This window comes from Flavobacterium antarcticum DSM 19726 (assembly GCF_000419685.1).
GTDB lineage: Bacteria > Bacteroidota > Bacteroidia > Flavobacteriales > Flavobacteriaceae > Flavobacterium > Flavobacterium antarcticum.
In genome coordinates this window covers 173823-199992 of the sequence record NZ_ATTM01000005.1, presented here as the reverse complement: position 1 = coordinate 199992, position 26170 = coordinate 173823, and the positions used below count along the sequence as shown (strand labels likewise).

At 38.6% G+C, this 26170-nt stretch carries 17 protein-coding genes; 2 read left to right on the top strand and 15 right to left on the bottom strand.

Annotated features, from left to right (window positions below; translation table 11 throughout):
• Positions 1–179: 179 nt before the first annotated feature.
• The 15 genes from YWA_RS0110235 to YWA_RS0110165 form a co-directional block, all read right to left on the bottom strand.
• Entirely contained in the window at positions 180–1676 is a 1497-nt protein-coding gene (locus YWA_RS0110235; protein ID WP_022828421.1) for an oligosaccharide flippase family protein, read from the bottom strand.
• Complete coding sequence (locus YWA_RS0110230) at positions 1669–3738, bottom strand: nucleoside/nucleotide kinase family protein (RefSeq protein WP_022828420.1); 2070 nt, start codon at positions 3736–3738, stop codon at positions 1669–1671. Before YWA_RS0110230 ends, YWA_RS0110235 begins: the two co-directional genes overlap by 8 nt.
• A 61-nt stretch (positions 3739–3799) precedes the next feature.
• The gene (rfbA, locus tag YWA_RS0110225; RefSeq protein WP_022828419.1) at positions 3800–4654 is read right to left on the bottom strand and encodes a glucose-1-phosphate thymidylyltransferase RfbA; all 855 of its coding nucleotides are present in this window, start codon (positions 4652–4654) and stop codon (positions 3800–3802) included.
• Between the two features lie 44 nt (positions 4655–4698).
• Entirely contained in the window at positions 4699–5556 is an 858-nt protein-coding gene (gene rfbD / locus YWA_RS0110220) for a dTDP-4-dehydrorhamnose reductase (RefSeq protein WP_022828418.1), read from the bottom strand.
• Positions 5553–6107: a dTDP-4-dehydrorhamnose 3,5-epimerase gene (rfbC, locus tag YWA_RS0110215; protein ID WP_022828417.1), complete on the bottom strand. Its 555-nt coding sequence runs from the start codon at positions 6105–6107 to the stop codon at positions 5553–5555. Before rfbC ends, rfbD begins: the two co-directional genes overlap by 4 nt.
• Before the next feature lie 7 nt (positions 6108–6114).
• Positions 6115–7161: a dTDP-glucose 4,6-dehydratase gene (rfbB, locus tag YWA_RS0110210; protein ID WP_022828416.1), complete on the bottom strand. Its 1047-nt coding sequence runs from the start codon at positions 7159–7161 to the stop codon at positions 6115–6117.
• 2 nt (positions 7162–7163) lie between these two features.
• Positions 7164–8450 carry a nucleotide sugar dehydrogenase gene (locus YWA_RS0110205; protein ID WP_022828415.1) on the bottom strand — a complete coding sequence of 429 codons (1287 nt, stop codon included), beginning with the start codon at positions 8448–8450 and terminating at the stop codon, positions 7164–7166.
• Between the two features lie 67 nt (positions 8451–8517).
• On the bottom strand, positions 8518–9528 hold the full coding sequence (locus YWA_RS0110200; RefSeq protein ID WP_026718734.1) for an SDR family oxidoreductase: 1011 nt from the start codon (positions 9526–9528) through the stop codon (positions 8518–8520).
• A gap of 2 nt (positions 9529–9530) precedes the next feature.
• A complete protein-coding gene (locus YWA_RS0110195) occupies positions 9531–10550 on the bottom strand; it encodes an NAD-dependent epimerase (protein ID WP_040472169.1) in 1020 nt (339 codons plus the stop codon).
• Between the two features lie 3 nt (positions 10551–10553).
• The gene (locus YWA_RS0110190) at positions 10554–10979 is read right to left on the bottom strand and encodes an adenylyltransferase/cytidyltransferase family protein (protein WP_026718732.1); all 426 of its coding nucleotides are present in this window, start codon (positions 10977–10979) and stop codon (positions 10554–10556) included.
• Between the two features lie 882 nt (positions 10980–11861).
• A complete protein-coding gene (locus YWA_RS0110185) occupies positions 11862–13259 on the bottom strand; it encodes a UDP-glucose 6-dehydrogenase (protein ID WP_022828413.1) in 1398 nt (465 codons plus the stop codon).
• 1349 nt (positions 13260–14608) lie between these two features.
• Positions 14609–17065, bottom strand: a complete 2457-nt coding sequence (locus YWA_RS0110180; RefSeq protein WP_022828412.1) for a polysaccharide biosynthesis tyrosine autokinase — start codon at positions 17063–17065, stop codon at positions 14609–14611.
• Positions 17066–17074: 9 nt separating this feature from the next.
• Positions 17075–17869 (bottom strand): polysaccharide biosynthesis/export family protein, encoded by a 795-nt coding sequence (locus YWA_RS0110175; protein ID WP_022828411.1) that lies wholly within the window; start codon positions 17867–17869, stop codon positions 17075–17077.
• A 69-nt stretch (positions 17870–17938) separates the two neighbouring features.
• Entirely contained in the window at positions 17939–18559 is a 621-nt protein-coding gene (gene recR / locus YWA_RS0110170; RefSeq protein WP_022828410.1) for a recombination mediator RecR, read from the bottom strand.
• Positions 18560–18899: 340 nt separating this feature from the next.
• Entirely contained in the window at positions 18900–21485 is a 2586-nt protein-coding gene (locus tag YWA_RS0110165; RefSeq protein WP_022828409.1) for a fibronectin type III domain-containing protein, read from the bottom strand.
• 549 nt (positions 21486–22034) lie between these two features.
• On the opposite strand from YWA_RS0110165, the gene YWA_RS0110160 reads away from it, so the two are divergent.
• Positions 22035–23537, top strand: a complete 1503-nt coding sequence (locus tag YWA_RS0110160) for a sodium:solute symporter (protein ID WP_022828408.1) — start codon at positions 22035–22037, stop codon at positions 23535–23537.
• A 488-nt stretch (positions 23538–24025) separates the two neighbouring features.
• Positions 24026–26128 carry a PAS domain S-box protein gene (locus tag YWA_RS0110155; RefSeq protein ID WP_022828407.1) on the top strand — a complete coding sequence of 701 codons (2103 nt, stop codon included), beginning with the start codon at positions 24026–24028 and terminating at the stop codon, positions 26126–26128.
• Positions 26129–26170 lie beyond the last annotated feature (42 nt).

Here is a 26170-nt window from a genome sequence, read left to right as displayed (position 1 = left end):
AATCTTACACCACTATCTATTATTAACAAACTTTAGAACAAATAATTAGCAGAATAATTTCAAATGCACAAAAAACATCAAAAAAAATATTGTCTTTCAATATATTGAAAATCAATCAAATTACTTAAAATTATTTTCTTAAAAATTAACTAAATAATTTAAAACTATTATTAAAATCATCAAATTGATTTTTTAAGCAATTGTAAAACTAAGTTTTGAGCCACTTTTGACAAAACAGTAAAGTAAGACACTACTGCAAGAAAAATTGAAATTACAGCAGAAATTATTAAAAAGTATATCCAGCTATCAATATTAATTTGTAACCCTATAAAGTACATAGTTATCAATATTAGTCCACAAACTAAATGTTTTGAAATGCTAGATTGTGAAATATTTACCATTCTATCAACCATAGATTTAAATAAAATATTTATTCCAAAACGACCTATTATAATTCCCATAAAAATAATTTCAATTTTATGAGCCCAAAAATTAACTAATAAGGCACATAGTATAAAACTTAAAATTGTGAATAAAAATCCAACAATAACTTTATTTTTAATTTTTAAAGATAAATCTTGAATCTGACCTTCATTTCTAAAGTGAATAATTTGGATAGCAATTATAACTGTAAGAAAATTATTTAAATCTCCGATGTAATAATTTTCACCCATCCACAAAGTCACAAAACTTCTGTTCATTAATAAAACAAAGCATCCAAAAAAAATTGCAATAAAAGCAGTTATTTCTCTCGAATTTTTGACAATATTAGAAGCACTAACAAAATTTTTCTCTCCAATGATTTTACCTAATCCTGGCATAATGGCACTTCCCGTCATCAACCCGACTGCAATAGCAAGTTGAATGATATAAGTGGAGAAAACATAATTCGTAACTCCTTCTGGATTAAAATAATATCCAATCAACAATATTTCAGCAGATAATATCAATCTAGTAATTAAAGACCAAACTAAGACTAAAACACTAAAATTAAGAAAGTTCTTAATTTGTTCTGAATCGGCCTTTTGATACCCAAACCATTTCGCTTCTTTTTTACATATGTAAAAAATAAAAATACCGTTTAAGAAAGTTACTCCCAAAACCACAAAAGCTAAGCCTATCAGACCAAAGCCTAAATAACTAACATAAATCATTAAAAGATTTGAAACTATCATATTGATAGTTTGAATACTAGTTGACTTATATCCTTTATTAATTCCTACCAATACAGCATCTGGTATTCCAAATAAAGGATTAAATAGAATATTGAGTCCTAAAATAAAAACAACAGTTCGTATTAAACTATAATCCTTAATATTAATACCATTTATTAATAACGGTGTGCCATAAACTAGTAAAGCGATAACAACTAGTAATATTGGAAGAAAATACAGCCAAATTCTGATAGAACTACCAATAGCTTGTTGTTTTTTATTTATATCTCCATTCTTCTCATCATTGGCAACAAGCCATTTCAAAGCTTGACTTGATCTTCCATCTGCAATAGATGCAAAGGACAAAAACTTTTGTACAGACTTCCAAATACCAAAATTATACGCCCCTAAGTATTGAACTAAATAGGGGTTGATAAAAAAAAGTAAGATTGAATTCAATGCAAAGTTTATATAACTTGTCATGGCATTCAGCTTTGCACTTTTAAATAAACTATTATTCATTATTAATTTTAATTATAGTTGATAAGGACTCTTCAACAGATAGAATACCGGTATCAATAATTACATTTTTTTTAGAATTGTTCAATATTAAATTATAAATATTGTTGTAGTCATCACAAAAAATTTTAAATTCTTGGTAGTTCATGTTTTGACCACGGCCATTTGAAGAAATACGTTTTTGAACCCTAGAAAATAACATTTCCTCCGATGCCTTTAAACAGACTACAAGGGAAAAGAATTCTATAACTATACTATATTCACTATTAAATTTTTTTAATGAAATTAATTTTTCATTATATAAAAGAACTAAATGAAAAAGTACTCCTTGATCTAAAATGATGTGACTAGCAGGAATTCCCTTTTTCTGCCATTTAATAATGATATTTTTAGAAATTTGAAAATGAAGATAACTCTTAAAAAATGCAGCATTTTTAGTTTTCATATAAACTGCAATCGCACGTAATGAATACCGAAACAAACAAAAAATTATAACTTTGGGATACTGTCTGATAGGTATTACTGTAATAACATTAGAATAAGTCTCTTTTATCTTTAATAATAAAGTTGATTTCCCCGTCCCATTAAGGCCAATCAATTCAGTTCTTAAAAATGATGCATTCAAATTGTCCCATACAGCAGCTGATAAAATTTCCTGTACCTCTTGAACATTAGAATGCTCTGTATTGATTGTAATTGCATATTCAAAATCCCAATTTCTCTCCCAAATCTGTCCTGAACGAATACGCAATTCGTCAGGATTGTCTTCTGGTCTTCTTTTTAGAGCAATTTCAGGATTCAATTTTAGCACAACTAATAAGTCAATTCCTTTAATATTCTTATACTGTCTTTGTTCTATTTTTGATAAAAATTTAAATTTACCATTTTCTATAGTGTGAATTTTAGGACTGTCCATAGCTGTTAATCCTTCAATAGGCATACGGTCTTGGAGAACGATGTACCCTTTATCTCGAAGGCGACATGCATTCTTAAATTCATTTTTTCTATTAAATGCAGTTGCTAGAAATAAAATGGCACGAGACAAATCGTTTATTTTTAAAACTTTTAATCCATTCCCTAAAATAAACAAAAAAGCACCAACGAAATATTTTCTTGGTTTACCAATATGAATGTTTTTAACAGCGAACTGCTTTTTGAGCGTTTTACTCAAATTACTGATTGTTGTCGATTTACCTGCACCATCACCACCAATAAATGCAATGATACGACCACCCCTTTCCGCTTTTTTACCTTCATTTTTTTTATATATACGAAGTTTACTCAGCAAGCTATAAACTCTAATTTTATTCAACCTATAAAAAGACACAATAAAAGTCATAGCTTCGCTGTGGGTACTTTGCGATCTTAAACCTCTTTTTAATTTCCTGCCGTAAGTAAAATAATTAAATAAATTATTATTTTCGTTGATCACTTTTGCGCAATCAATAAATATCTGCTTTTCAAGAAAAGGAAAGTCATTCTTTAAGACAGTAAACAATTTATTCATGTTCACTTTAGCTTTCAAATCAACATATTCATTAAAACCACCTCCACTTACAATGCCGTGATTTTTACCTTGCCTAAATATTCTAATTTGCTCGCTTGGAAGTAATAATAAAAATGGTGTTAATGAATTTTTAAGCATTAACCGAATCACTAAAATTATAAACTCATGCTCAACACTAGGCAAATAAATGATAGAATTATGAAAATGTTTACTTTTTAAATAAGAAGCAACTATGGGCAAGTCAAAACACTTATCAAAATCATATCCTAGCGTTAATTTAAAATGTAAATGTATATGAACTAACAGTTGTGAACTAATATCAAGACCAATGAAATGAGTAATTCCGTCCTGCCAACTATCTTTTTCAGAAAAAGCACGTATAATTTGTAACTTTTTAAAAACTTTAAAAATTTTCTTTTGATCTAATGGACTGACTAAAATGTCTAAATCGTCGATACCGTTTAATGCAAATTCAATATTTGTATTGCTTTTCCAATGAACATAATTAATATTATTATTATCTAACTCTTTTAAGAATGTTTCGATGAATGTCAACATAGAATTAACGTTTTTAAATAATGTGTTTTAGATTAATTTGAACTATTACGATTAGCTAATGTTATATTTTCAACAAATATTCACCATAACCACTTTTTACCAATGGCTGTGCAACTTCTTTTAATTGCTCTTTAGTAATATAACCCATGCGGTAAGCTACTTCCTCGATCGCGCCTATTTTCATTCCTTGTCGCTCCTCAATAACTTGTACAAATTGACCGGCTTGCATCAACGAATTAAAAGTACCTGTATCCAGCCAAGCTGTTCCTCTGTCAAAAACACCTACACTTAATTTTCCACGTTTTAAGTACTCTTTATTAACGTCTGTAATTTCATATTCTCCTCTTGGAGAAGGTTTAATGTTTTGTGCTATTTCTACGACCTCATTATCATAAAAATAGAGTCCTGGCACTGCATAATTAGATTTAGGCTGCGTTGGTTTTTCTTCTATAGATAAAACATTGTTATAACTGTCAAATTCGACGACACCATAACGCTCTGGATCATGAACTGGATAAGCGAAAACAACTCCTCCTTCTTCTTGTGTGCACTTTTGCAATAACTTTGACATTCCACTTCCATAAAAGATGTTATCCCCTAAAACCAAGGCTACTTTATCCGTTCCGATAAAATCAGCACCAATTACAAAAGCTTGTGCTAAACCATTAGGTTCTGCTTGCACAGCATAGGAGAATTTGCAACCAATTTGATTTCCGTCACCCAGTAATTTCTCAAAATGAGGTAAGTCATGCGGAGTTGAAATAATTAATATTTCACTAATTCCTGCCAGCATCAAAGTGGACAAAGGATAATAGATCATCGGTTTATCATAAACCGGCATTAACTGCTTACTCACTGCCAATGTCAATGGATGCAAACGCGTACCTGAACCTCCAGCTAAAATAATTCCTTTCATTTTAATTTTTTTATGTATTCCGATTTGAGTGACCAAATACTGTTTTACTTAACCATATTCCCTACAACCTCTTCTAAACTATTTGTCCAATGAGGAATAGCTATTGCGTAAGTATTCTTTATTTTATCTTTATTTAACAAACTATAAGCAGGCCTTTTTGCTGCCGTTACATATTGAGTTGAAGAAATCGGTTTTACCTCAATACTGGAGTGAACTAATTCTTTTATTTTAGTAGCAAATTCAAACCAAGAGCATTGCCCTTCGTTTGAATAGTTGAAAATTCCGTAAACCAGTTGATCAGCACTCGCAATTGCTCCAATCACTTTTGCTAAATCAGTTGCATTTGTTGGTGATCCAACTTGGTCGTTGATCACGCTTATTTCCGTCTTTTCATTAAATAAACGCAGCATGGTCTTTAAAAAATTAGATCCAAATTCAGAATATACCCACGCGGTGCGAATGATGATCGTTTTTGGATTAGCATTTAGTGCAAATTCTTCTCCTTCAAGCTTCGTCTGTCCATAAACTCCTATTGGATTGGTTGGATCAGTTTCCAAACGCGCTTTTGGCTCGACGCCGTCAAATACATAATCCGTAGAAATATGAATAAGCGTAATTCCCCTTTTAAATGCAGCTTCTGCCAAATACCTAACAGCAGTCGCATTTATTTTTTGTGCATTTTCAAAATCACTTTCTGCTTTATCTACAGCCGTATAGGCAGCTGTATTAACGATAATGTCATAGTGGTATTCGTCTAATAGATTTTCAATCGCACTTTGACTTGTGATATCAAGTTCGTTTGATGATTTAAAAGAGAAATGCAACTCTTCAAAATGCTCTTGTACAGACTTTAGTGCAGAACCCAATTGTCCCGATCCACCAGTAACTAATACATTTTTCATTTCAAAGAAGATTTATAGTCATTGAAACTCTGTGCTTCGTGGTCTTTTTCAGATAAAATGATTTGAGTAGAAGCAATACCCCAGTCAATTCCTAAAGTAGCATCGAGTGGATGAACCCCATTTTCTGATGCTTTATTATATCCGTTATCGCACTTATAGAAAAAAGTGGCGTTCTCTGACAACACAGAAAATCCGTGTAAAAAATCACGAGGAATAAAGAGCTGTTTTTGATTTTCTGCTGAAAGTTCAACTGCAATCCACTGCCCAAAGGTAGGCGAATTCAATCGAACATCCACCGCAACATCAAGCACAGTACCCTTAATAACGCGAACTAATTTAGCTTGTGCATGTATTCCCGACTGCAAATGCAAACCACGAACTACACCAAAACTAGAACGAGATTGATTGTCCTGAACAAACTTCGGTGAATACCCTAAAATTGCACTTAATTTATCTTCATTATAGGATTCAAAAAAATAGCCTCGATCATCAGCAAATACTTTGGGCTCTAGAATAAAACATCCTTTTAATTTTGTTTCAATCACATTCATACCTAAATTATTTATACTGTTGGCTATAATAGCGTTGATAATCGCCAGAAGTCACATTTTCTAACCACTGCTTATTTTCTAAAAACCAATCAATCGTTTTTGACAATCCTTCTTCAAAGGTAACTGACGGCGTCCACCCTAATTCCTTATTGATTTTTGTAGCATCAATTGCATATCTCAAATCATGACCGGGTCGGTCTTTAACATAAGTAATTAATGCTGCGGAAGTTCCTGCTGTACGATTTAATTTCTCATCCATTTGCGCGCACAATTCCTTAACTAAATCAATATTTTGCCATTCGTTAAAACCGCCAACATTGTATGATCCTCCATTAGTTCCTTCGTGAAAAACCAAATCAATTGCTTTAGCATGGTCAATTACATACAACCAATCGCGCGTATATTTTCCATTACCGTAAATCGGAAGCGGCTTATTATTTAAAATATTGTGAATACAAAGTGGAATCAGTTTTTCTGGAAAATGGTTGGGACCGTAGTTATTTGAACAGTTGGTCAACACAATCGGCATTCCGTAAGTGTCGTGGTACGCTCTTACAAAGTGATCCGACGAAGCTTTAGAGGCTGAATAAGGCGAATGTGGATCATAACTTGTTTCTTCGGTAAAAAAACCAGTGTCGCCTAAAGCACCATAAACCTCATCCGTAGAGACGTGGTGAAATCTTTTACCTTCAAAATTACCGTTCCAAATATGTTTCGCGGCATTTAATAAATTTACGGTTCCTATTACATTCGTCATTACAAACTCTAATGGGTTTGTAATGGAACGATCCACATGCGATTCTGCAGCAAGATGAATGACTCCAATGGGTTGGTGTTTTTCAAAAATATCAAAAATAGCTTGTGCGTCAGTTATATCCGCTTTAATAAACTCATAATTTTCAGTTGCTTCTAAATCTTTTAAATTTTCCAAATTACCTGCATACGTTAAGGCATCTAAATTTAAAATTTTTTTTTCGGGATACTTGTTTACAAATTCACGCACCACGTGAGATCCAATGAAACCTGCTCCTCCTGTTATTAAAATTGTATCCATAATTATAATCTGCTATCCACGTTATTTCTATCCATACAAGCCTTGGTATCAAAAACCACAGCTTTTTCTGTTTTAATTTTTGACAAATCTAATTGTAAAAATTCATTATGCGCTACGGCAACAATAACGGCCTCATATCTCTTATTTATTATCAATTTCTCAATAATTTCAATGTTATACTCTTCAAAAACCTCCTTTTTATTTACCCAAGGGTCGTATATATCTACATGAACACCATATTCCACCAATTCTTTATAGATATCTATGACTTTTGTATTGCGAAAGTCAGGACAATTTTCTTTAAACGTCACTCCTAAAATTAATGCATTTGCACCGTGAATTTGAATTTCTTTTTTTATCATCAACTTCACCGTTTTTGATGCGACAAAAGAAGCCATTCTATCATTTACGCGTCTGCCCGATAAGATAACTTCTGGGTGATATCCTAGTTGACTTGCTTTGTGGGCTAAATAATATGGATCGACTGAAATACAGTGTCCCCCCACTAAACCTGGTTTGTATTTTAAAAAATTAAATTTTGTTCCCGCGGCTTCTAAAACATCATGCGTGTCAATACCTACTCGGTCAAATATTAATGCCAATTCATTTACAAATGAAATATTTACATCGCGTTGTGCATTTTCAATCGCTTTAGAGGCTTCTGCCACTTTGATTGAAGGAGCTTTGTGCGTTCCTGCTGTTATAATTCTCTTATATAGTTGATCTATTTCCTCTGCAATTTCAGCTGTTGATCCCGAAGTCACTTTAATAATCGTAGTTAAAGTATTTACCTTATCTCCAGGATTGATCCGTTCTGGTGAATAGCCTACATAAAACTCTTCATTAAATTTTAATTTAGAAAATTTCTCTAAAATTGGCACACAAATTTCTTCGGTACAACCGGGAAACACAGTGGATTCGTAGATCACAATATCACCTACTTTTAAAACCTTACCAATCATTTCCGACGCAGTACGTAATGGATTTAAATCTGGAGCATTGTATTCATCAATAGGAGTTGGAACCGTAACTATAAAAACATTTGCAAAGTTCAACGCGGTTATATCCGATGAAGCCTTGTATCCATTATAGAAATTAGTTTCATTTGCTACTGAAATTGATTTTCTCAATTGATCCAAGTTTGCTTCTAAAGTGTGATCATTCCCGTCATTTAATTCTGCAACTCTATCGATATTCAAATCAAAACCGATTACAGGAAAATGCTTAGAAAACTCCAATGCTAAAGGCAAGCCCACATATCCCTGACCAATTACTGCAATTTTTTTCATTCTAATTTATGCTTCTCTTTATAATATTCTACTTTCAAAAAAACTTCCAGTTTGTTTTTAGTTAGTACTATTTGTTGATTGATTCCTCTGTTCTAATCTCTAAATTGTCCCAATACCATTTTACTGCATCCTTCAAGCCTTCTTGCAATGAATATTGTGGATTATAGCCTAAACGTTCCCTAGCTTTTTCAATGCTTGCCAAGGAATGAGGTATGTCACCTACTAATGTATTACCGTAAACAACTTCCACATTTGCTATTTTAGGATCAAAGATAGTTAAACAGCGTTTTAACGATGTAATTAAATCATTTAAAGTCGTACGGTCGCCGAATGCAGTATTGTAAACGGTATTCATAGCTGCTGGATCTTCAGTACGCAAGGCCAACACATTCATTTGAATCACGTTGTCAATGTAAGTAAAGTCCCGCGAGTTTGTTCCATCTCCGTTAACGACCGGGCTTTGATGGTTCATTAGTTGCATCACGAATTTAGGAATTGCAGCTGCATACGCTCCGTTTGGGTTTTGATTTCTTCCGAATACGTTAAAATAGCGCAGTCCAATAGTGTTTAGACCATAAGTTTTATGAAAAACATCCGCATATAATTCGTTTACGTATTTTGTAATCGCATAAGGTGACAATGGTTTTCCAATAACGTTTTCTTCTTTAGGTAAACTTTCCGAATCGCCATAGGTCGATGAAGAAGCCGCGTACACCATTTTCTTTACCTTCGCATCGCGAGCGGCCACCAACATATTTAAAAATCCCGAAACATTAACTTCGTTCGTTGTAATTGGATCATTGATTGAACGTGGTATTGATCCTAATGCGGCTTGGTGTAAGATGTAATCTACTCCTCTTGCAGCATTGTGACAGTCGGCTAAATTACGAATATCGCCCTCTAGCAACGTAAAATTAGGATTTGCAAGTAAATCTTTGATATTTGCTCTACTTCCGGTAGAAAAATTATCTAAGCAAACCACTTTATTGTTGTACCGCAATAAATAGTCACATAAGTTTGAACCTATGAATCCAGCTCCACCTGTTATTAAAATTACTTTATTTTGAATTTGTTGCATATCTAAGTTATATCGTAATAACACTTATACCAACTAACAAAATTTGCAATACCATTTTCTACATCTGTTTCTGATTCATATCCGTAATCCTTTTGCAAGGCACTTACATCGGCCCACGTTTTTTCCACATCACCTGCTTGCATTGGCAGGTAAATCTTCTCTGCTGTTTTTCCTGTGCTTTTTTCAGTGGCTGATATAAAGTCAAGCAATTGAACTGGACGACTGTTGCCGATATTGTAAATTCGAGCTAGATCGGCCTTAATACTTCTATTTAGTACTTGACTTACACCTTTTACAATATCGTCGATGTAAGTAAAGTCACGTGATAAATTTCCGTTGTTAAATACTTTAATTGGTTTTTCATTTAAAATGGCGTCCGTAAATAAAAACATTGCCATATCTGGTCGGCCCCACGGTCCATAAACTGTAAAAAACCGTAGACCGATTGTTTCAATACCAAACAAATGACTGTAGGTATGTGCCATTAGTTCATTGCTTTTTTTGGTTGCAGCATACAAGCTTATTGGATGATCCACATTGTCATCAACAGAAAACGGAATCTTGGTATTATTTCCATAAACGCTAGAACTACTTGCATACACTAATTTTCTTACGTCATAATTACGACATGCTTCCAAAATATTCAGAAAGCCTACAATATTACTTTCGATGTACGCTGAAGGATTTTCGATGCTGTACCGCACGCCCGCTTGAGCAGCAAGGTTACAAACCATATCAAATTGTTCGCTTTCAAATAAATCACCTATTGCATTTTTATTCTCTAAATTACACTTAATAAATCGGAAAGACTTGTGCAGATGACTAGTGGTGATGTTGTTTTCGTAAATAGATTCTTTCTCAATACCCAATTGTGCTATACGACTATATTTAAGGTTGACATCATAATAATCGTTTATGTTGTCAAGTCCTACTACTTCATGTCCTTCCGCAATTAAGTTTTCACACAGGTGGTATCCGATAAATCCTGCCGCTCCAGTTACTAATATTTTTTTGCTTAGCATAATTTAACCGATTCTTTTTAATTCTTTATCTGCAACTTCTCTTCTCAAACTTGAGCTTGAAAAACGGTGATCCCGCCTGTTGTAATAAAAGGTAATCCCTTTTTCCTCGCAATAGTCGCGTCCAGTAAAGTTTTTCTCCTTGTATTCGTCACCTATGATTCGGACATCTATCTTAAATGAACGCAAAATGTCTTCCAAATCTTGTTCAGTAGCGTAAGGTACAATTTCATCCACGAATCGACATCCCTTCAACTGAATGTAGCGTTCCACCACAGTTTGTGTTGGTCGATTTTTTTCAGGTCGGTCTAATGTTGGATCCGTTTGCAAACCTACGATTAAATAATCGCATTGGCGTTTTGCATCTTCCAACATTTTGATGTGTCCGGCGTGCAGGAGGTCGAAGGCGCTAAAGGTGATTCCTGTTTTCATAGTTTTATTTTGTTATCGGTTGTCGGCTGTCGATTGTCGGTTTTGAGCAACTTTGGTGAGCAACGTGTTTTATTTTTTTTATGTTCTAGTAAGCTTCTTTACACTGCGAACTATTTATCTCTGCTGTTCTTTACTTTTTGTAATGACACAAAAAGCAACAAAAAAGTCACGCCCAAGACTATTCGTCGACCTTCGGACCTTCAAGTGCTAAATCAAAAGAACTCCCTGCGGTCAGACAGCTTTTGATTCTACGCCCTTTTCAGGGGGCAGGGGCCCGACTGCCATAGTCTAATGGCGAAGGAAAATCATGTTCCGAAGAGCATCTCTTTTCTTTGTTAACGGTTGTCGGTTGTCGGTTGTCGGTTGTCGGTTGTCGGTTTTGAGCAACTTTGGTGAGCAACTTATTTTTTGTTCTATGTTCTATGTTCTATGTTTTTACAATTCTTTACACTGTAAAATCTAATTTTTTATCAAAATCTTTACTTTTTGTATTGACACAAAAAGTAACAAAAAAGTCACGCCCAAGGCTATTCGTCGACCTGCCGAACTTGAGCAGTTGTCAGTTGTCAGTTAGCGGTTAGCAGTTTGAGCAACGTGCTTTACTTTTTACATTATAGTAAGCTTCTTTACACTGCAAACTCTCTATTCAAATTCCAAATTACAAAATTGAAAATTCAAACCCTTCTATCTTTCTATCCTTATGTGTCCTTCTATCCTTTCCTCACTGATCACTAAAAACTGAACACTGATCACTTTCTCGTGTCCTTCAATCCTTTTCTAATTGACCGCTAAAAACTGAACACTGATCACTTCCTTCTGTCCTTCTATCTTTCTATCCTTATCTCCTTTTCTAACTGAACACTAAAAACTGAACACTGACCACTACTTTCCCTTCCCAATCGCTTGGAACACGAATCCGATTTGTTCCATCTTTTTGCCGTCTAATAAGTTCCGACCGTCGAAAATGAAGGCGGGTTTTTTCATGTTGGCGTAGATGCGGTGCCAGTCGTAGGACTTGAATTCGTCCCATTCGGTTAGTACGGCTATGGCATGTGCGTCTTTGCAGGCTTCGTAAGGATCTTGCTGGACTGTAATTCCGCTTGCATTTTCTTTTTCGGAGCGTGTAGCAAGGTAATTCAGGTCGCTTTGCATTTGCAACTCCTGTACTTGCGGGTCGAATACGGCTACATGTGCTTGTTCGTTCAGCAGGTAATCGGCTACATAAATGGCAGCTGATTCACGCGTATCATTGGTGTCTTTTTTGAAGGCCCAGCCTAAGAATGCAATTTTCTTTCCTGAAACGGTGTTGTATAATGTGGAAACAATGGTGTTGGCAAAACGGCGCTTTTGGTGGTCGTTCATGATGATGACCTGTTCCCAATAGTCCGCCACCTCATTAAGGGCATACGATTTCGCAATATACACTAAATTCAAGATGTCTTTTTGGAAGCATGAACCTCCGAAACCCACTGATGCTTTTAAGAATTTTGGGCCTATTCGGCTGTCCATTCCAATGGCTCGTGCGACTTCATTGACGTCGGCTCCTGTTTTTTCGCAGAGTTCCGACATCGCGTTGATGGACGATACTCTTTGTGCTAAAAATGCGTTTGCAGTTAATTTTGACAACTCGGAACTCCATAAGTTGGTTGTCAAGATGCGGTCTCTGCTGATCCAATTGGCGTAAATTGCCTCTAGCGCATTTACAGCTTCTTGTCCTTCTGCATCGCCATCTCCTCCGATTAGGACGCGGTCGGGATTCAGTAAATCTGTCACAGCTGTTCCTTCCGCAAGGAATTCGGGGTTGGATAGGATTTGGAATTTCACTCCATTTCCGGTGTTTTGTAATATATTTTTAATCGCTTCTGCCGTTCTTACAGGCAGAGTTGATTTTTCCACTACGATCTTGTCTGTCTTTGACACGGAGGCAATTTGTCGTGCACACAATTCGATGTACTTCAAATCGGCCGCCATTCCTTTTCCTATTCCGTAAGTCTTGGTAGGTGTATTTACAGATATGAAAATCATATCTGCTTCATCAATTGCCTGGTCTACGTTCGTGGAGAAAAAGAGATTGCGTCCGCGTGCTTCGGCAACGATGTCGCTCAAACCGGGTTCGTAAATGGGAATTTTAGTAACATCTGCATCGTTCCAAGCGGCGATGCGTGCCTCGTTTAAATCGACTACGGTTACTTTTATGTGGGGACATTTTGCAGCGATAATCGCCATCGTTGGCCCACCTACGTAACCCGCTCCAATGCAACAAATTGATTTTATATTCATACTTTTTTCTTCTTGTTTTCGGAAGCACTATAAACGCTTACCATTTTGCAAAGATATTATTATATTCATATTCCACCCTTTCTTTTTTTAAAACTTCGTTAATACCTTTTGAACGGGGAGGTATTTTTTGTGAAAGGAAGTTGATAGTGGTCAGTTCACAGTTGTCGGTTGACAGTTTTGGATGGTTGTCTTCCGGAGGAGATTTTCGATTGTTGTAGGTTGTGGGTTGTACGTTGTAGGTTTGAGCAATATTATGCGAAATGTTCCAGGTTTAAGGTTTAAGGTTTTGAGCAACAAACCGAGTAACAACCCAACATTTGTCATCCCGAGGTACGAGGGATCTCTGCGTGAGGATTGGTATTTTTTTTATAAAAATAGGATTTTTCGACAAGAGGCCGCACGAACGCAGGGATCCTTCCCGAAGCCTCGGGATTCGTCAGCGTGAAGGAAGTTCACAGTTGTCGGTTGACAGTTTTGGATTGTTGTCTTCCGGAGGAGATTTTGAGTAGTTGTAGGTTTGAGCAACGTTGATGAGCATGATAGTGGTTGTTAATTTATGATTGTTTGAAACTTTACACCTGCTATACGTTTTTCTTCAGCTAATCTTTACTTTTTGTCTTGACACAAAAAGTAACAAAAAAGTCAAGCCTAGGACTATTCGTCGACCTGCACACCTTCAAGGACTAAATCAAAAGAACTCCCTGTGGTCAAACAGCTTTTGATTCTACGCCCTTTCAGGGTGCAGGGGCCCGACTGCCATAGTCTAATGGCGAAGAAAAATCATGTTCCGAAGAGCATCCCTTTTCTTTATATTAATTAAAAGCTTTACACTACAAAACCTTTTCTTTATCGTAATCTTTACTTTTAGGCCTGGCACAGAAAGCAACAAAAAAGTCAAGCCTAGAAGGGTTTAGGATTGAAAGATGGAGGAAGTTGACAGTTGTCTGTTGTCTGTTGTCTGTTGACAGTTTTGGATTGTTGTCTTCCGGAAGAGGTTTTGGATTGTTGGAGGTTGTGAGTGATCAGGCAGAAATGGATTGAAGGATTGAAAGACAGAAAGATAGAAAGGGAGAATGATTGAAAAAGAATTCGGATTTATCAAATATCGTTGAGACCCTGAAATGAATTCAGGGTGACAAAACGTACAAATTCATAATTCATAATTCAAATGAAATATCGTTGAGACCCTGAAACTAATCCAGGGTGACAAAACGCAATCCAAATACTTTAAAAGAAAGAGTACTAATGTCGCTGCAATTTCATTTTGTTGCATAAGTAAACAGCCATCACTTAGCAGGTTTGTTGCTCAAAAACTTACAACCTACAACTTACAACATAGAACCTACAACCTACAACTTCTTCCCTCTTCTCAGCCATTTCTGCCATCTTGGGCCCTTCACTACTTCTTCTTCGTGGTAGCCATTTTCATAGGCTCCGTATCCGTAGCCATATCCGTAACCGTATCCATAGCCGTATTTTGCTTTGCTTTCAAAACCGTTGAGGATGATGCTTACGTTTTTAAGTTCACCGCGTTTGTTTCGCAGGTTGAGTTGGGCGATCATGCCTTTCTTGGTGTAGTTCTGGCGGACGATGTAAAGTACGACGTCGGCATAATTAGACAATTCCATGGCGTCTGAAACCAGGCCTACTGGTGGGGTGTCGAGGATGATGTAATCGTAGGTTTCCTTTAAGCGGTTGATTAATTCCGAGAGGTGTTCACTCATCAGCAATTCCCCTGGATTTGGTGGCAACGGACCGGCGGCAATCAAATCGAGGTTGGGAACGGACGTGGGTTGGATGACTTGGTCCAGGGTGTGCGTGCCGATCAGGTAATTGACCACTCCCCGATCGTTTGACACGTCAAAGTCGTTGAATAATTTAGGTTTGCGTAAATCGAGTCCGACGATGATGGTTTTCTTTTCGCTCAATGCAAAAACGGTGGCGATGTTGATGGAGCAGAATGTTTTTCCTTCTCCCGACACCGACGAGGTAATCATCAGCGTTTTGGCGCCTTCGACTTGCTGCTTTTTGTACAAAAACTGCAGCGAAGAACGGATGGCTCGAAAGGATTCCGATAAGGCCGATTTGGGACGTTCAAAAACAGAAAGATTGCTTTCGTTTTGCTTCATGCCTACGACACCAATAATGGGAATCTTGGTTAATTTCTCCAGATCCTCGATGTGCTGAATGGAGTTGTTTAATAAAAATAGCACCAATACAAACAAGAATGGAGCTAAGAACCCACCGAAAAAGGCGAGTATGTAATTCACTCCCGTTTTGGGTCCGATGATGCCGCCGCCGATGTCTTTCGCCGTGTCGATGAATTTGATGTCGGATACATTGGCTGCTTTCACGATCTCTGCTTCGTTTCTTTTTGCCAAGAACGAACTGTAGATGTTGTCGCTTAAGTTGTATTTGCGTTGGATTTTGAATAAATTTTGTTGGTCTTCCGGCAACACACGAAGTTTCTGTTCTGATTGATTGATTCGGGCGGCAATCAAATTCGCATCGTACTGCAACGCTGCTTTTGCGGAAGCGATGTTCACCAAAAGCACTTCTTTTATGGCTTGCATTTGCTTGTCGAAATCTTGAAAGATCTTATCGCTTTTCACCGCGTATGCTTTTTCGGCACGCGTCACGGAAAGGGAAATCAATTTGGACACATTGACCGTTATGTTTGGGTCTTCAATTCCTGCTACGGATGGGGCCGGTAACGCCGAAAAATCCGTACTGCTGGTCAAATACGACTTCAACATGTTGTAGTACGCCAACTTTCGTTGGACGCCGTCGCGCTCGAGTTCAAAATCAGTCAACTTTTCAGAAACAGTCGCTCCCCCATTTTCCAATTGAAAGACGTCTTTCCCTTGGCGGAACGCTTTTAACTCGTCTCCCGAATCTTTGAGTTGCTTTTCCATTTGCAACATGGTGGTGTCGATGAACTTAATGGTATTGGTTGCAAAGAGGTTTTTAGCGGTCAGTTGGTTGTCGCTCAGAACTTCCACAGTCGTATTCAAGTATTTGACAATTTTAGCTTTGTTGGTTCCTTGCATGGAAAGCGTCAAAATAGAACTGCCCGAAGAAATAGGCTGTACGTCTACATTTTGGTAACTGGCTACGGTACCGTCAAAATCAGAAAAACTGACGAAATATTCTTTGCCTATGTACATGCCCGGGTTTTCTACCAATTGCAATTTCCAATTCAGAAAGGGCAGGTTCACTGCTTCGCCGACTTGGTATGTTTTTGTAAAAGTGGTGGGCTGCACCGAAGTAGTACTGCTGGTTTTGTCGTTGTAATTGAACACTCCAACCGTCCCCGATTCAAACGGAATGGTGATTTGGTATTCGTTTGCTTTCAGAAATTTAATGCTGATGTTTTGGTAGGCCAACTGTCCTTTGGTTTCGTCAATTTGCAATTGAAAAGGCGTGGCACCGTAGGCATCGACTAATTTGTATTTGCCTTGTTCGTAGTAATTGATGTAAAATTGGAGGCGGCTTACTACGTCTTCGTTGTGGGAACGCGAACGCAACATGGTGGAGATGACTTGTACTTTATCCGAGGTGCCTCCCCAGTTGAATACCAAGCTGGTATTGGCGGTAAAAAAAGGATTGGTTTCTTCTTTTACGGAAATGGTATTGGACAGTGCGTAGATTTTTTCTTTTCGCACGTTGACTTGGTACGCGATGGTGAACGCGAGAAGCCAACTGATTAAGAACAGTTTCCAATAGCTTACTGCTTTAAACAAGAAGCCTTTGAAATCAAAACTATTGGATTGCTCTAGAAACGAAAAGTCTTTGGTGTCAAACATACATTTATATTAACGGGTTAACAACAAATAGGTTGTTGTTGCCAAACTCAAAATCGTTACAATGGTGGTCAGTGATTCAATACCTGTTTTACCCGTTCCCCATGTTTTCTGTACGAGTGGTTTGATGTACACGTAGTCGTTGGGTTGCAAATAGTAGTAAGGCGATTCCATCACTTTGATGTCGGTCAAGTCGATGTCGTGCATCTCGGTTCCATACGGGTATTGTCTGATAATGGTCACGTTTTTTCGATCACCCGTTATGGTAATGTCCCCGGAATTGGCGATCGCTTCTAAAATGGTGACTTTTTCTTGGAACATGGTTTTTGTTCCGGGAGCGCCAATTTCACCGTTGATGGTGAAACGCATGCCTGCCATTTTCACGGTGACAAAAATATTGGCTTCTTTATTAAAATAATTGTCGAGTAGCTCTTTTTCAATTTTCAACCGCACCTCATCCAGCGTGAATCCCATCACGTTGACTTCGCCAATAATTGGAATGCGGATGTTGCCGTGGTCGTCTACCGTAAATCCATCGTAATACGCGCCTTGTTCACTTTGACTTTGTTGGATTCCAGCAGTTCCGCTGGACGGGTTGAAGATGGCGACCAAAGCCGGATCAATTGCTTTTATGCTCAAACTGATAATGTCGTTGCTTTGCAAGCGGTATTCGGGCATAGGCACTGCCTTCATCATTCTCTGGACTTCGGGATTGCTGTTTTGCAGGTACACCAATTGTTTTCTGGACACACATGAAGTCAACAGCACGCTTGCCAAAAGAACCATTCCCAAGAATTTAAACCTCATTATCTGTTTTTTTGTAACAAATATACCTTTTCATTTAGAAAAACAAAATTCGGCTTGCCATTAATTTTATTAATTGTTTCTGAATGTGGTTTCAAAGGGAATTCGGTGGACGATGCTGCGGCCTAAAGTCACCTCATCGGCATATTCCAACTCGTCTCCGACGGCGATTCCCCGCGCGATGGTAGAGGTGATCAGTTGGTCGTTTTTTATTTGCTTGAAAATGTAGAAGTTGGTCGTATCTCCTTCCATCGTTGAGCTTAACGCAAAAATGAGTTCCCGTACGTTTCCTTCGTTTACTTTGTCGACCAAGGATTTGATCTTGAGTTGGCTTGGACCAATGCCGTCGATGGGTGAGATTTTTCCACCCAAGACGTGGTAAATGCCTTTGAACTGGCTGGTGTTCTCGATGGCCATGACGTCGCGAACGTCTTCTACGACGCAGACGAGTTGGTGGTCGCGTTGTGTGTTCGCACAAATGGCACATACTTCTTCGTCGGAAATGTTATGGCAGTTTTCACAGAGTTTGATGTCGGTTCGCATCTCGCTTAAGGCTTGGGTCAAAAATATGGTTCGTTCTTCGGGTTGCTTGAGCAAATGCAAGACCAACCGTAAGGCGGTTCGTTTTCCGATTCCCGGTAATTGCGCCATTTCATTAACGGCTTTCTCTAGTAGTTTTGAAGAAAATTCCATGGGGCAAAGATAGGGGAAAGTTTTCAGTTGTCGGTTGACAGTTTTCAGTTTTGGATTGTTGTCTTCCGGAGGAGGTTTTGGATTGTTGTAGGTTGTAGGTTTGAGCAATGGTCTGAAAACGTGGCACGTGGATAGAAGATAGAATACTGAAGATTAATGCATTGAAAGATAAAAAATCAGATTGGATTAGTAGTTAGAGTTGAGACCCTGAAATAAATTCAGGGTGACAAAACGTACAAATTCATCATTCACCATTCATAATTCATAAATCATTCAACTCCACAAAAAAAGACGGCTTAAATAATTTAAGCCGCCTTTTCATTATAAATTAGTAGAATACCTACTTCTTAATTATTTTAACTACTTCGGTGAAATCAGCTCCATTCAGGTGCACAAAATAAGCGCCTTGCGGTAAATGACCTAATGCTAGCTTTTGCATGGACTCAGAAGCCACAAATACTTGTTGGCCCATTACGTTAAAAATACGTACTGATTGCAATTCTTTAGTGCTGACGATGTTTAATTCCGCATCAACAGGATTTGGATAGACCATTGCAGCCGTTTGCGTCACGCCCTCTGTTCCTAAATTAGGTCCGTAAACGACGTCGTCAATAGCGATGTATTGGCTCGACGTTTCCATATTTCCTGCCTCTAGTTTGAAACCAATGTAGGTGTCTGTCCCGCTGTACGTTGAAAAATCAACAGTGATCACGCTCGTGTCTTCAGTCAAAGCATACGTTTGGAACGGGGTGAATACGGCATCAATTGCATTGGAGTTTAAGGTACCAACAATTAGCGGATTTGTACCGTAAGCAGAAAAGGTCAACAATTGATTCGCCACACCTAAAGTGCTTACAGGTGGTGTTATTGCTATTGCATCACTTCCTGCACTGGAATAGGAAGCATAAATAGTGAGGGCAAACGTATCCATTGTACCGCCATAAGAAACCGATACGTCCGAATCCGAAACCGCACCGTTGCGTAAGATGCTTGTCCAGCAAAGTGGAAGCGTCAAAAGGGTTGTATCGTCAAAATTTTCGTTGATTACCGTCGTTGTTCCACAATTCGTGGTAAATGAAAGGGGACCCACCCAACCACCAACCGTACCCGAACAAACGGAACGGGCCCATACTTTATAGGGAGTAGCTGGTGTTAAATCTGTAAAAAAGAAATTTGGAGATGCCGCATTCTGTGGCGTTAGCGTTGCTGGATCCGTAACAGACGCAGGTCCGTATACCACTTCCCAAGCCGATTCAAAACCGGTTGGAATCCAAGTAAGTGACGCGCTGTTTTGTGTAAGGTCTGCGATTGCTAGTGCACTTACATCTGCACAAAGCGGAATAGGCTCAATCACAACATCATCAATGTGAATCGTCTTGTAATCGCTAGTAGCGTTCAAGCGGAATCCTACATAGCGTGCCGCAGCAGGAGCACCATCTAGCGTTACGCTGTACGATGTCATGTCGTAATCCAATGGAATCGTTTGAATCACCGTATACGTTGCCGAAGCTGAATTTGAACTTAATGCCACGACATCTACTGAAGCGCCTTCGGAAACTGCATTGGCGAAAAATTTGACGCGACTTGCATTCACCGTATTCGCTTCCAATAAAGGCGAAACAAGTATAATATCGTATACGCCTGTCGAATTCGCATTAAACAAGCGCACCGCTTGCGTACCCGAATTTGAATTTGGCGTCACGCTTGTAGCTACTGCGGCATCAGTACCTACAGTTGCTCCTCGGATTATTTTAGACCAACAGTCTGGGAGTTGCGGTGCCAAAGCATTGTCGAAATTTTGACTCACACTCGCAACCGCTGCACAAGCCGTTGTAAATGAAACCGGAAGCGTCCAGTTTCCGTTATCTGTCCCGCAAACGGAACGCATCCATACTTTATAAGTCGTATTGGGCGTTAAACTTTCAAGTAAAAAACCAGCCTCATTTTGAGTTGCAGAAAAGGAAAGTGTGGAGGGATCCGTATCTGTTGCCGCTCCCAAAGCAATGTGCCACGTACTGACATCCGGATTGGAAGCCCAATTCACTTCTGCAGTGGTAGCAATAACGTTGTTCACCGATACATCAGTAGCATCGGGACAAAGCGGTATTGGTTCCCACACGACGTCGTCTATATAAATGGTACTGCTAGGTTCAAAGCTGGACAGTTGGATTCCAACGAATGGATCAGTACCCGTATACGAAGAAAATTCAACGATATATTGCAGGTAGTTTGCTGTAGTTTGCACGTTTTCTACGGACGTAAATATGCCGTTATTGGTCGCATCCGAAACCGTACCCACTTCAAGACTACCCACACCTTTCGCGTAAAACTTAAGGCGGTATGTTCCTAGTGCAAGAGTTGATAAATTAGGGGAAACGGCTGTAATGGAGCAATCTGCTGTAGAACCCGCGCTCGACAATTGCAAACTATTCGTTCCCGAATGTGGATATAAAGCAATGGTCCGCACATTTGCATTTGGCGCCAAGCCCGGTCCTGCTAAAATTTTACTCCAACACATCGGCAGCGTCAATGAAGCGGTTGTGTCGAAATTTTCACTGAAGGAGGCAACGGCCGGACAAGCGGTATTGAAAGGAACCGGCCCCACCCACGCGCTTGGTTCGGTGCCACATAAAGCACGTACCCATACTTTATACGAAGTTGCCGCCTGTAAACCTGTAATTGTTTTTTCAAAATTGACTGTAGTTGACGTCACCGTCGCGGTTGACGGATTCAGATCCGCAGCAGTTCCTACGGCAATCTCCCACGACGTTTCCAATCCGGAAATGCTGTTCCAGTTGACCGTTGCCGTATTCATAGTTGTTCCAACAACTTTCAACTCCATCACTTCAGCACAGGGTGCTGTTTGTGCGGCAGTACTAAAAACAATGCCCAACAGGACATGCAATACAAAAGTAAATTTCTTCATTAATTTAGGGTTTTAAATGTGTAGCCAAAAGTAAGTGTTTCGTTGGCCGTCGCCCAATACTGGAGGGCGGTATCACATTTTAAAAAAATTAGTGATTTTTATAAGGTGAAGTAAAAAGCGAATTACACCGTTGTTAGTAAAAAATCAGCACATTATTTACCTAAAAGCAAAAACACAACTTGATCACTTACTATTTTAACACTACTGTTTTAAATAGTCCATTTGACCTTGCCTTTTTAATTCACACTGCTCTACAATTATGTTACATTCCACTTCTTGTAAAGCACAATTAGTCTAGGTATACATAAGAAATTCAAACCATATCGGCTTAACAAGTACTGAGTCATCATTATTAAACTTAAAATTTCCGTGCTTACTGTTTTGTAGTCGGTAAAAATACGAGCGGTTCCGACTGCGTTCTTCCAAACCTTCACAAGAATCAATTCGTAAAATGATGCACTGAATTAGACGATACCAACCGGCAACTGACAACTTCCTCAACATTACAGTTTTTTTTCCTAATTTGGCACTTTGAAATAAACCACTCGCATGACACCCACATTTATCCTCACCTTAATTGCCATTTACTTTGGTATCTTGTTTCTTATCTCCCACTTTGTCAGTAAAAAAGATGGCGGTAATGCGGCTTTTTTCAGTGCCAATAAAAATGCAAAATGGTATCTTGTCGCTTTTGGAATGATTGGAACCGCTTTGTCGGGTGTGACGTTTATTTCCGTTCCGGGGCAAGTGGGTTCGCCGGAGGTCCAATTTAAGTACTTCCAGTTTGTACTTGGGAATGCGATTGGTTTTTTGTTGATTGCGAGAGTACTCCTTCCCCTCTACTACCGCATGAATTTGACTTCGATCTATGGGTACATCGAACAACGCTTAGGAACCGTTTCCTATAAAACAGCCGCGACTATTTTCTTAATTAGTCGGACTATTGGTTCTGCCGCCCGTTTGTACTTGGTGGTTTTGGTTTTACAGCGTTACGTTTTTGATGCGTTTGGAGTACCTTTTTGGGTGACGGTTTTAGGGTCGTTGGCCTTGATTTTTTCGTATACGTATCGCGGAGGACTGAAAACGATTATTATTACGGACACGCTGCAGACTTTATTCTTAGTGTCTTCCGTAATTTTTACCATTTATTTTATTTGTTCGAGTTTAGATTACTCACTCTTTGAAGCATTTGATGCCGTAAAAGACAGCAGTTATTCCAAAATATTCTTTTACGAGGACGCGTTGAAAAGCAATTTCTTTGTCAAGCAAATACTGGGTGGGATTTTCGTCACGCTCGCCATGGTGGGATTAGACCAAGATTTGATGCAGAAAAATTTGAGTTGTGCGAATATTAAGGATGCACAAAAAAACATGTACGTCTTTACAGGGATTTTTGTGGTGATCAATCTATTTTTCTTGAGTGTTGGTGCCTTGCTTTACATTTATGCCGAAAAGAATGGTATTTCGATTCCGCTTGATGCGGTAACCGGACAACCACGCACCGACTTGTTATTTCCCGAAATTGCGTTTCATCATTTGACTTTAATTCCGGCCATTGTATTTCTTCTCGGTCTAACAGCTGCCACGTTTGCTACGACGGATTCTGCATTGACCGCTTTGACGACCTCGTTCTGCGTTGATTTTTTAAACATGGACAAACAGACCGCACCCGATGACGGGAAATCGGTGCGAACACGACATCTAGTGCATGTCGGCTTTTCCCTCTTAATGCTGGGCGTGATTATGGTCATCTATTGGATGAACAGCGACTCGGTGGTGAGTTTGATTTTCAAAATTGCTGCATTTACGTACGGACCGCTTTTAGGTCTCTACGCGTTTGGACTTTTCGTAAAAACCAAAACCGTCAAAAACAATTGGGTACCGTTGATTTGTATTTTGGCTCCTGCGATTACGTTTCTCATTAGTATGTATTCCGCCGAATTATTTGGCAACTACCAATTTGCCGAAGAACTCATTATCGTCAATGGTGGTTTGACGTTTTTAGGCTTGCTGTTGATTTCAAAACCAGCGGAGGGAAGTACACGGTTTTAAGGGGTTAGGTGTAAAGTTTAAGGTTTAAGGTTTAAGGTTTAAAGTTTTGAGCAACTTGTTTTTATTGTTGGAGAATGTAAAGTTTAAGGTTTAAGGTTTTGAGCAACTTATTTTTATGGTTGGAAGCTTAATCATTTATTTTTGGCTTTGTTCATTTTGGCCTTGCCTCTGCGAAAGACTTACAAACAATACTTCAGAAGCGGGATGTAAAAACAGGTTTGTGTTGCATTTAGTTTAACGAAATCGTCATAAACTGCTCTTATTCGAATAAATTGAACTTCGTGTTGTAGTTTATGCCGAATTTTAAGTCAACGTATCGTTTTTTAAGATAACTTTATGAGATTGGATTAGGAAGACTTCTACGATTTATTTCTGAAGTAAAAGGTGCAAGTACTTCTTTATTTTATAAGCCAAACAATTCTATTTCGCGTACACCTGATGGATTTGAGTGGTATCATTTTTTGACAGGTATTAAATTGATATTTCGTATGCACGACAACAACACTCCGCGGATACCTACTTTTCTGCAGCATTCGCAGACTTATTTTGCATTGATTATTGATCTGAACGGCAATTACCTAGCAGTCAATGACCTATTTGAACGCCGATTCAGGCAACTGACCGATGATTTTATTGGTAAGTCGGCACTACTTGCCATTTTTAAAGACGATCATGCCCGTTGTTTAAGCACCGTTGACCAATGCTTCGCTCATCCGGAACAAAGCCACCACGTTAATTTACGGAAACCACATCCTGAAGCAGACCGCTTTTACTGGAACTCTTGGGAGTTTTCGCTGCTGCAAAATCAGTTTGGAGCCCCTAATGGTATCTTGTGTGTCGGACACGACACCACGGAGTCGGAGACAGCAAGTCAAGAAGTACGCAAATTTGCCACTAAAGTTGAAACCATTTTAGAGGAAATTACCGAAGGCTTTTATCAAACCGATACGCAGTGGCACCTTATACGCATGAACCGCGTTGCAGAATCCATTTTAGAACAAAAAAGAGATGCTACGTTAGAGCACTTGCTTTGGGACGTTTTTCAAACTACACCGGACGCGGAATTTATAATCCAACTCCAAGATGCCAGTATGAAAAAGCAAATGATCGCTTTTGAAAGCTTCCATCCGCACCTCAATAAGTGGATTTACACGACCGCTTATCCTTCAGTAGAAGGCCTCACCGTATTTTTCAGAGACAGCACTGCTGAACATGAAAGCAGGGACACACTTGCGTTATCAAAAAGCAAACTAAAAGCCATTCTTGACAGTACAAATGATAGTATTTTACTTATTAGCAACACCTATACCCTATTAAATTTCAATAAAACTGCAATGTCGTTTTACCATAATTATCTTGGGAAAACACTAAAGCAAGATGCCGATATTCGTCCCTATTTAGCGCCAGGAAACGCGTCTATTTTCAAAGAAGGATTCCACCGTGCCACAGAAGGCTTTTCGTCCACTTTCGAAATAGAAGAAGATTTGATTAACGAACCCTATTGGCTTCAAATTACCTTCAATCCCGTTTACGATTCCGACAATAACCGTATTGGAGTCACCCTTAATTCGCACTGTATTAATGATAAAAAGTTGGCAGAACTCAAAATTCGCCAACAAGAATACATGCTTCGCGCCATTTACCACAGTACCTCGGAAGCCAGTACTTTTATGGATACCGACCTAGTAATTAAATATTTAAATCAGAATGCGAAAGAACTCACCAAGGGGCTGTTTGGCAAAGAAGCGGAAATAGGAGACAACTGGATGGAATATGTACTTCCTGAATTTTTTACCGACTTTGAGCGTTGGTACCACGAAGCCCTCGCTGGAAATGCGATTTCTGAAGAAATTACCTACGAAGATTCATGGTGGTTATTGCGTATTAATCCCGTATATGGCGATGCGGGAGTGATTATTGGTATCAGTTTGATCATTAAGGATATTAGTATCGAGCACCATCGAAAGATGCAGTTGCAGGATAGTGAACAGAAACTGCACAAAACGATGGAAGCCATTCCGCATCCCTTGTTGATTGTAGATGAGGACAACCTAATTACGTTTGTCAACGATGAGTTTGAATCTGTTTTCGGGTATAACGCAGCGGAGGTTTTAGGAAAAACCATTGCATTCTTGATGCCTGAAAAATTAAAAAACAGCCAGATGAAGATGTATCATGACTATTTGGCCACCGGACGTACTTCACGAGGAATCAAACCCTATTTGTTTGCGGCAGCAAAGGACGGCCGAGAAGTTGTGATTCACGTCAGCATGAACACGTTTGTAGCAAATGAAAAACGATTTGTCAATTTGATTTTACAAGATGTTACTGAACTGAAAAAACACCAAGACACCATTTTGCTTCAAAACCAAGCCTTGCGAAGTATTGCTTGGCAGCATTCGCATGAAGTACGCAAACCCATCGCCAATATTTTAGGGATGTACCACCTTCTGAAAGACGACCAAAATGCCAACGAGGTCGATCGCCAAGATTACTTAGATCATTTGTACGCCTCTACGGAAGAACTCGACTTGATTATCCATAAGATTGTGAAAGAAAGCCACGAAACGAATAAATTTCCACCAATATAAGTTTAGAGCACGGTTTTAAATCGTTGGTTATCGCTTCGCATC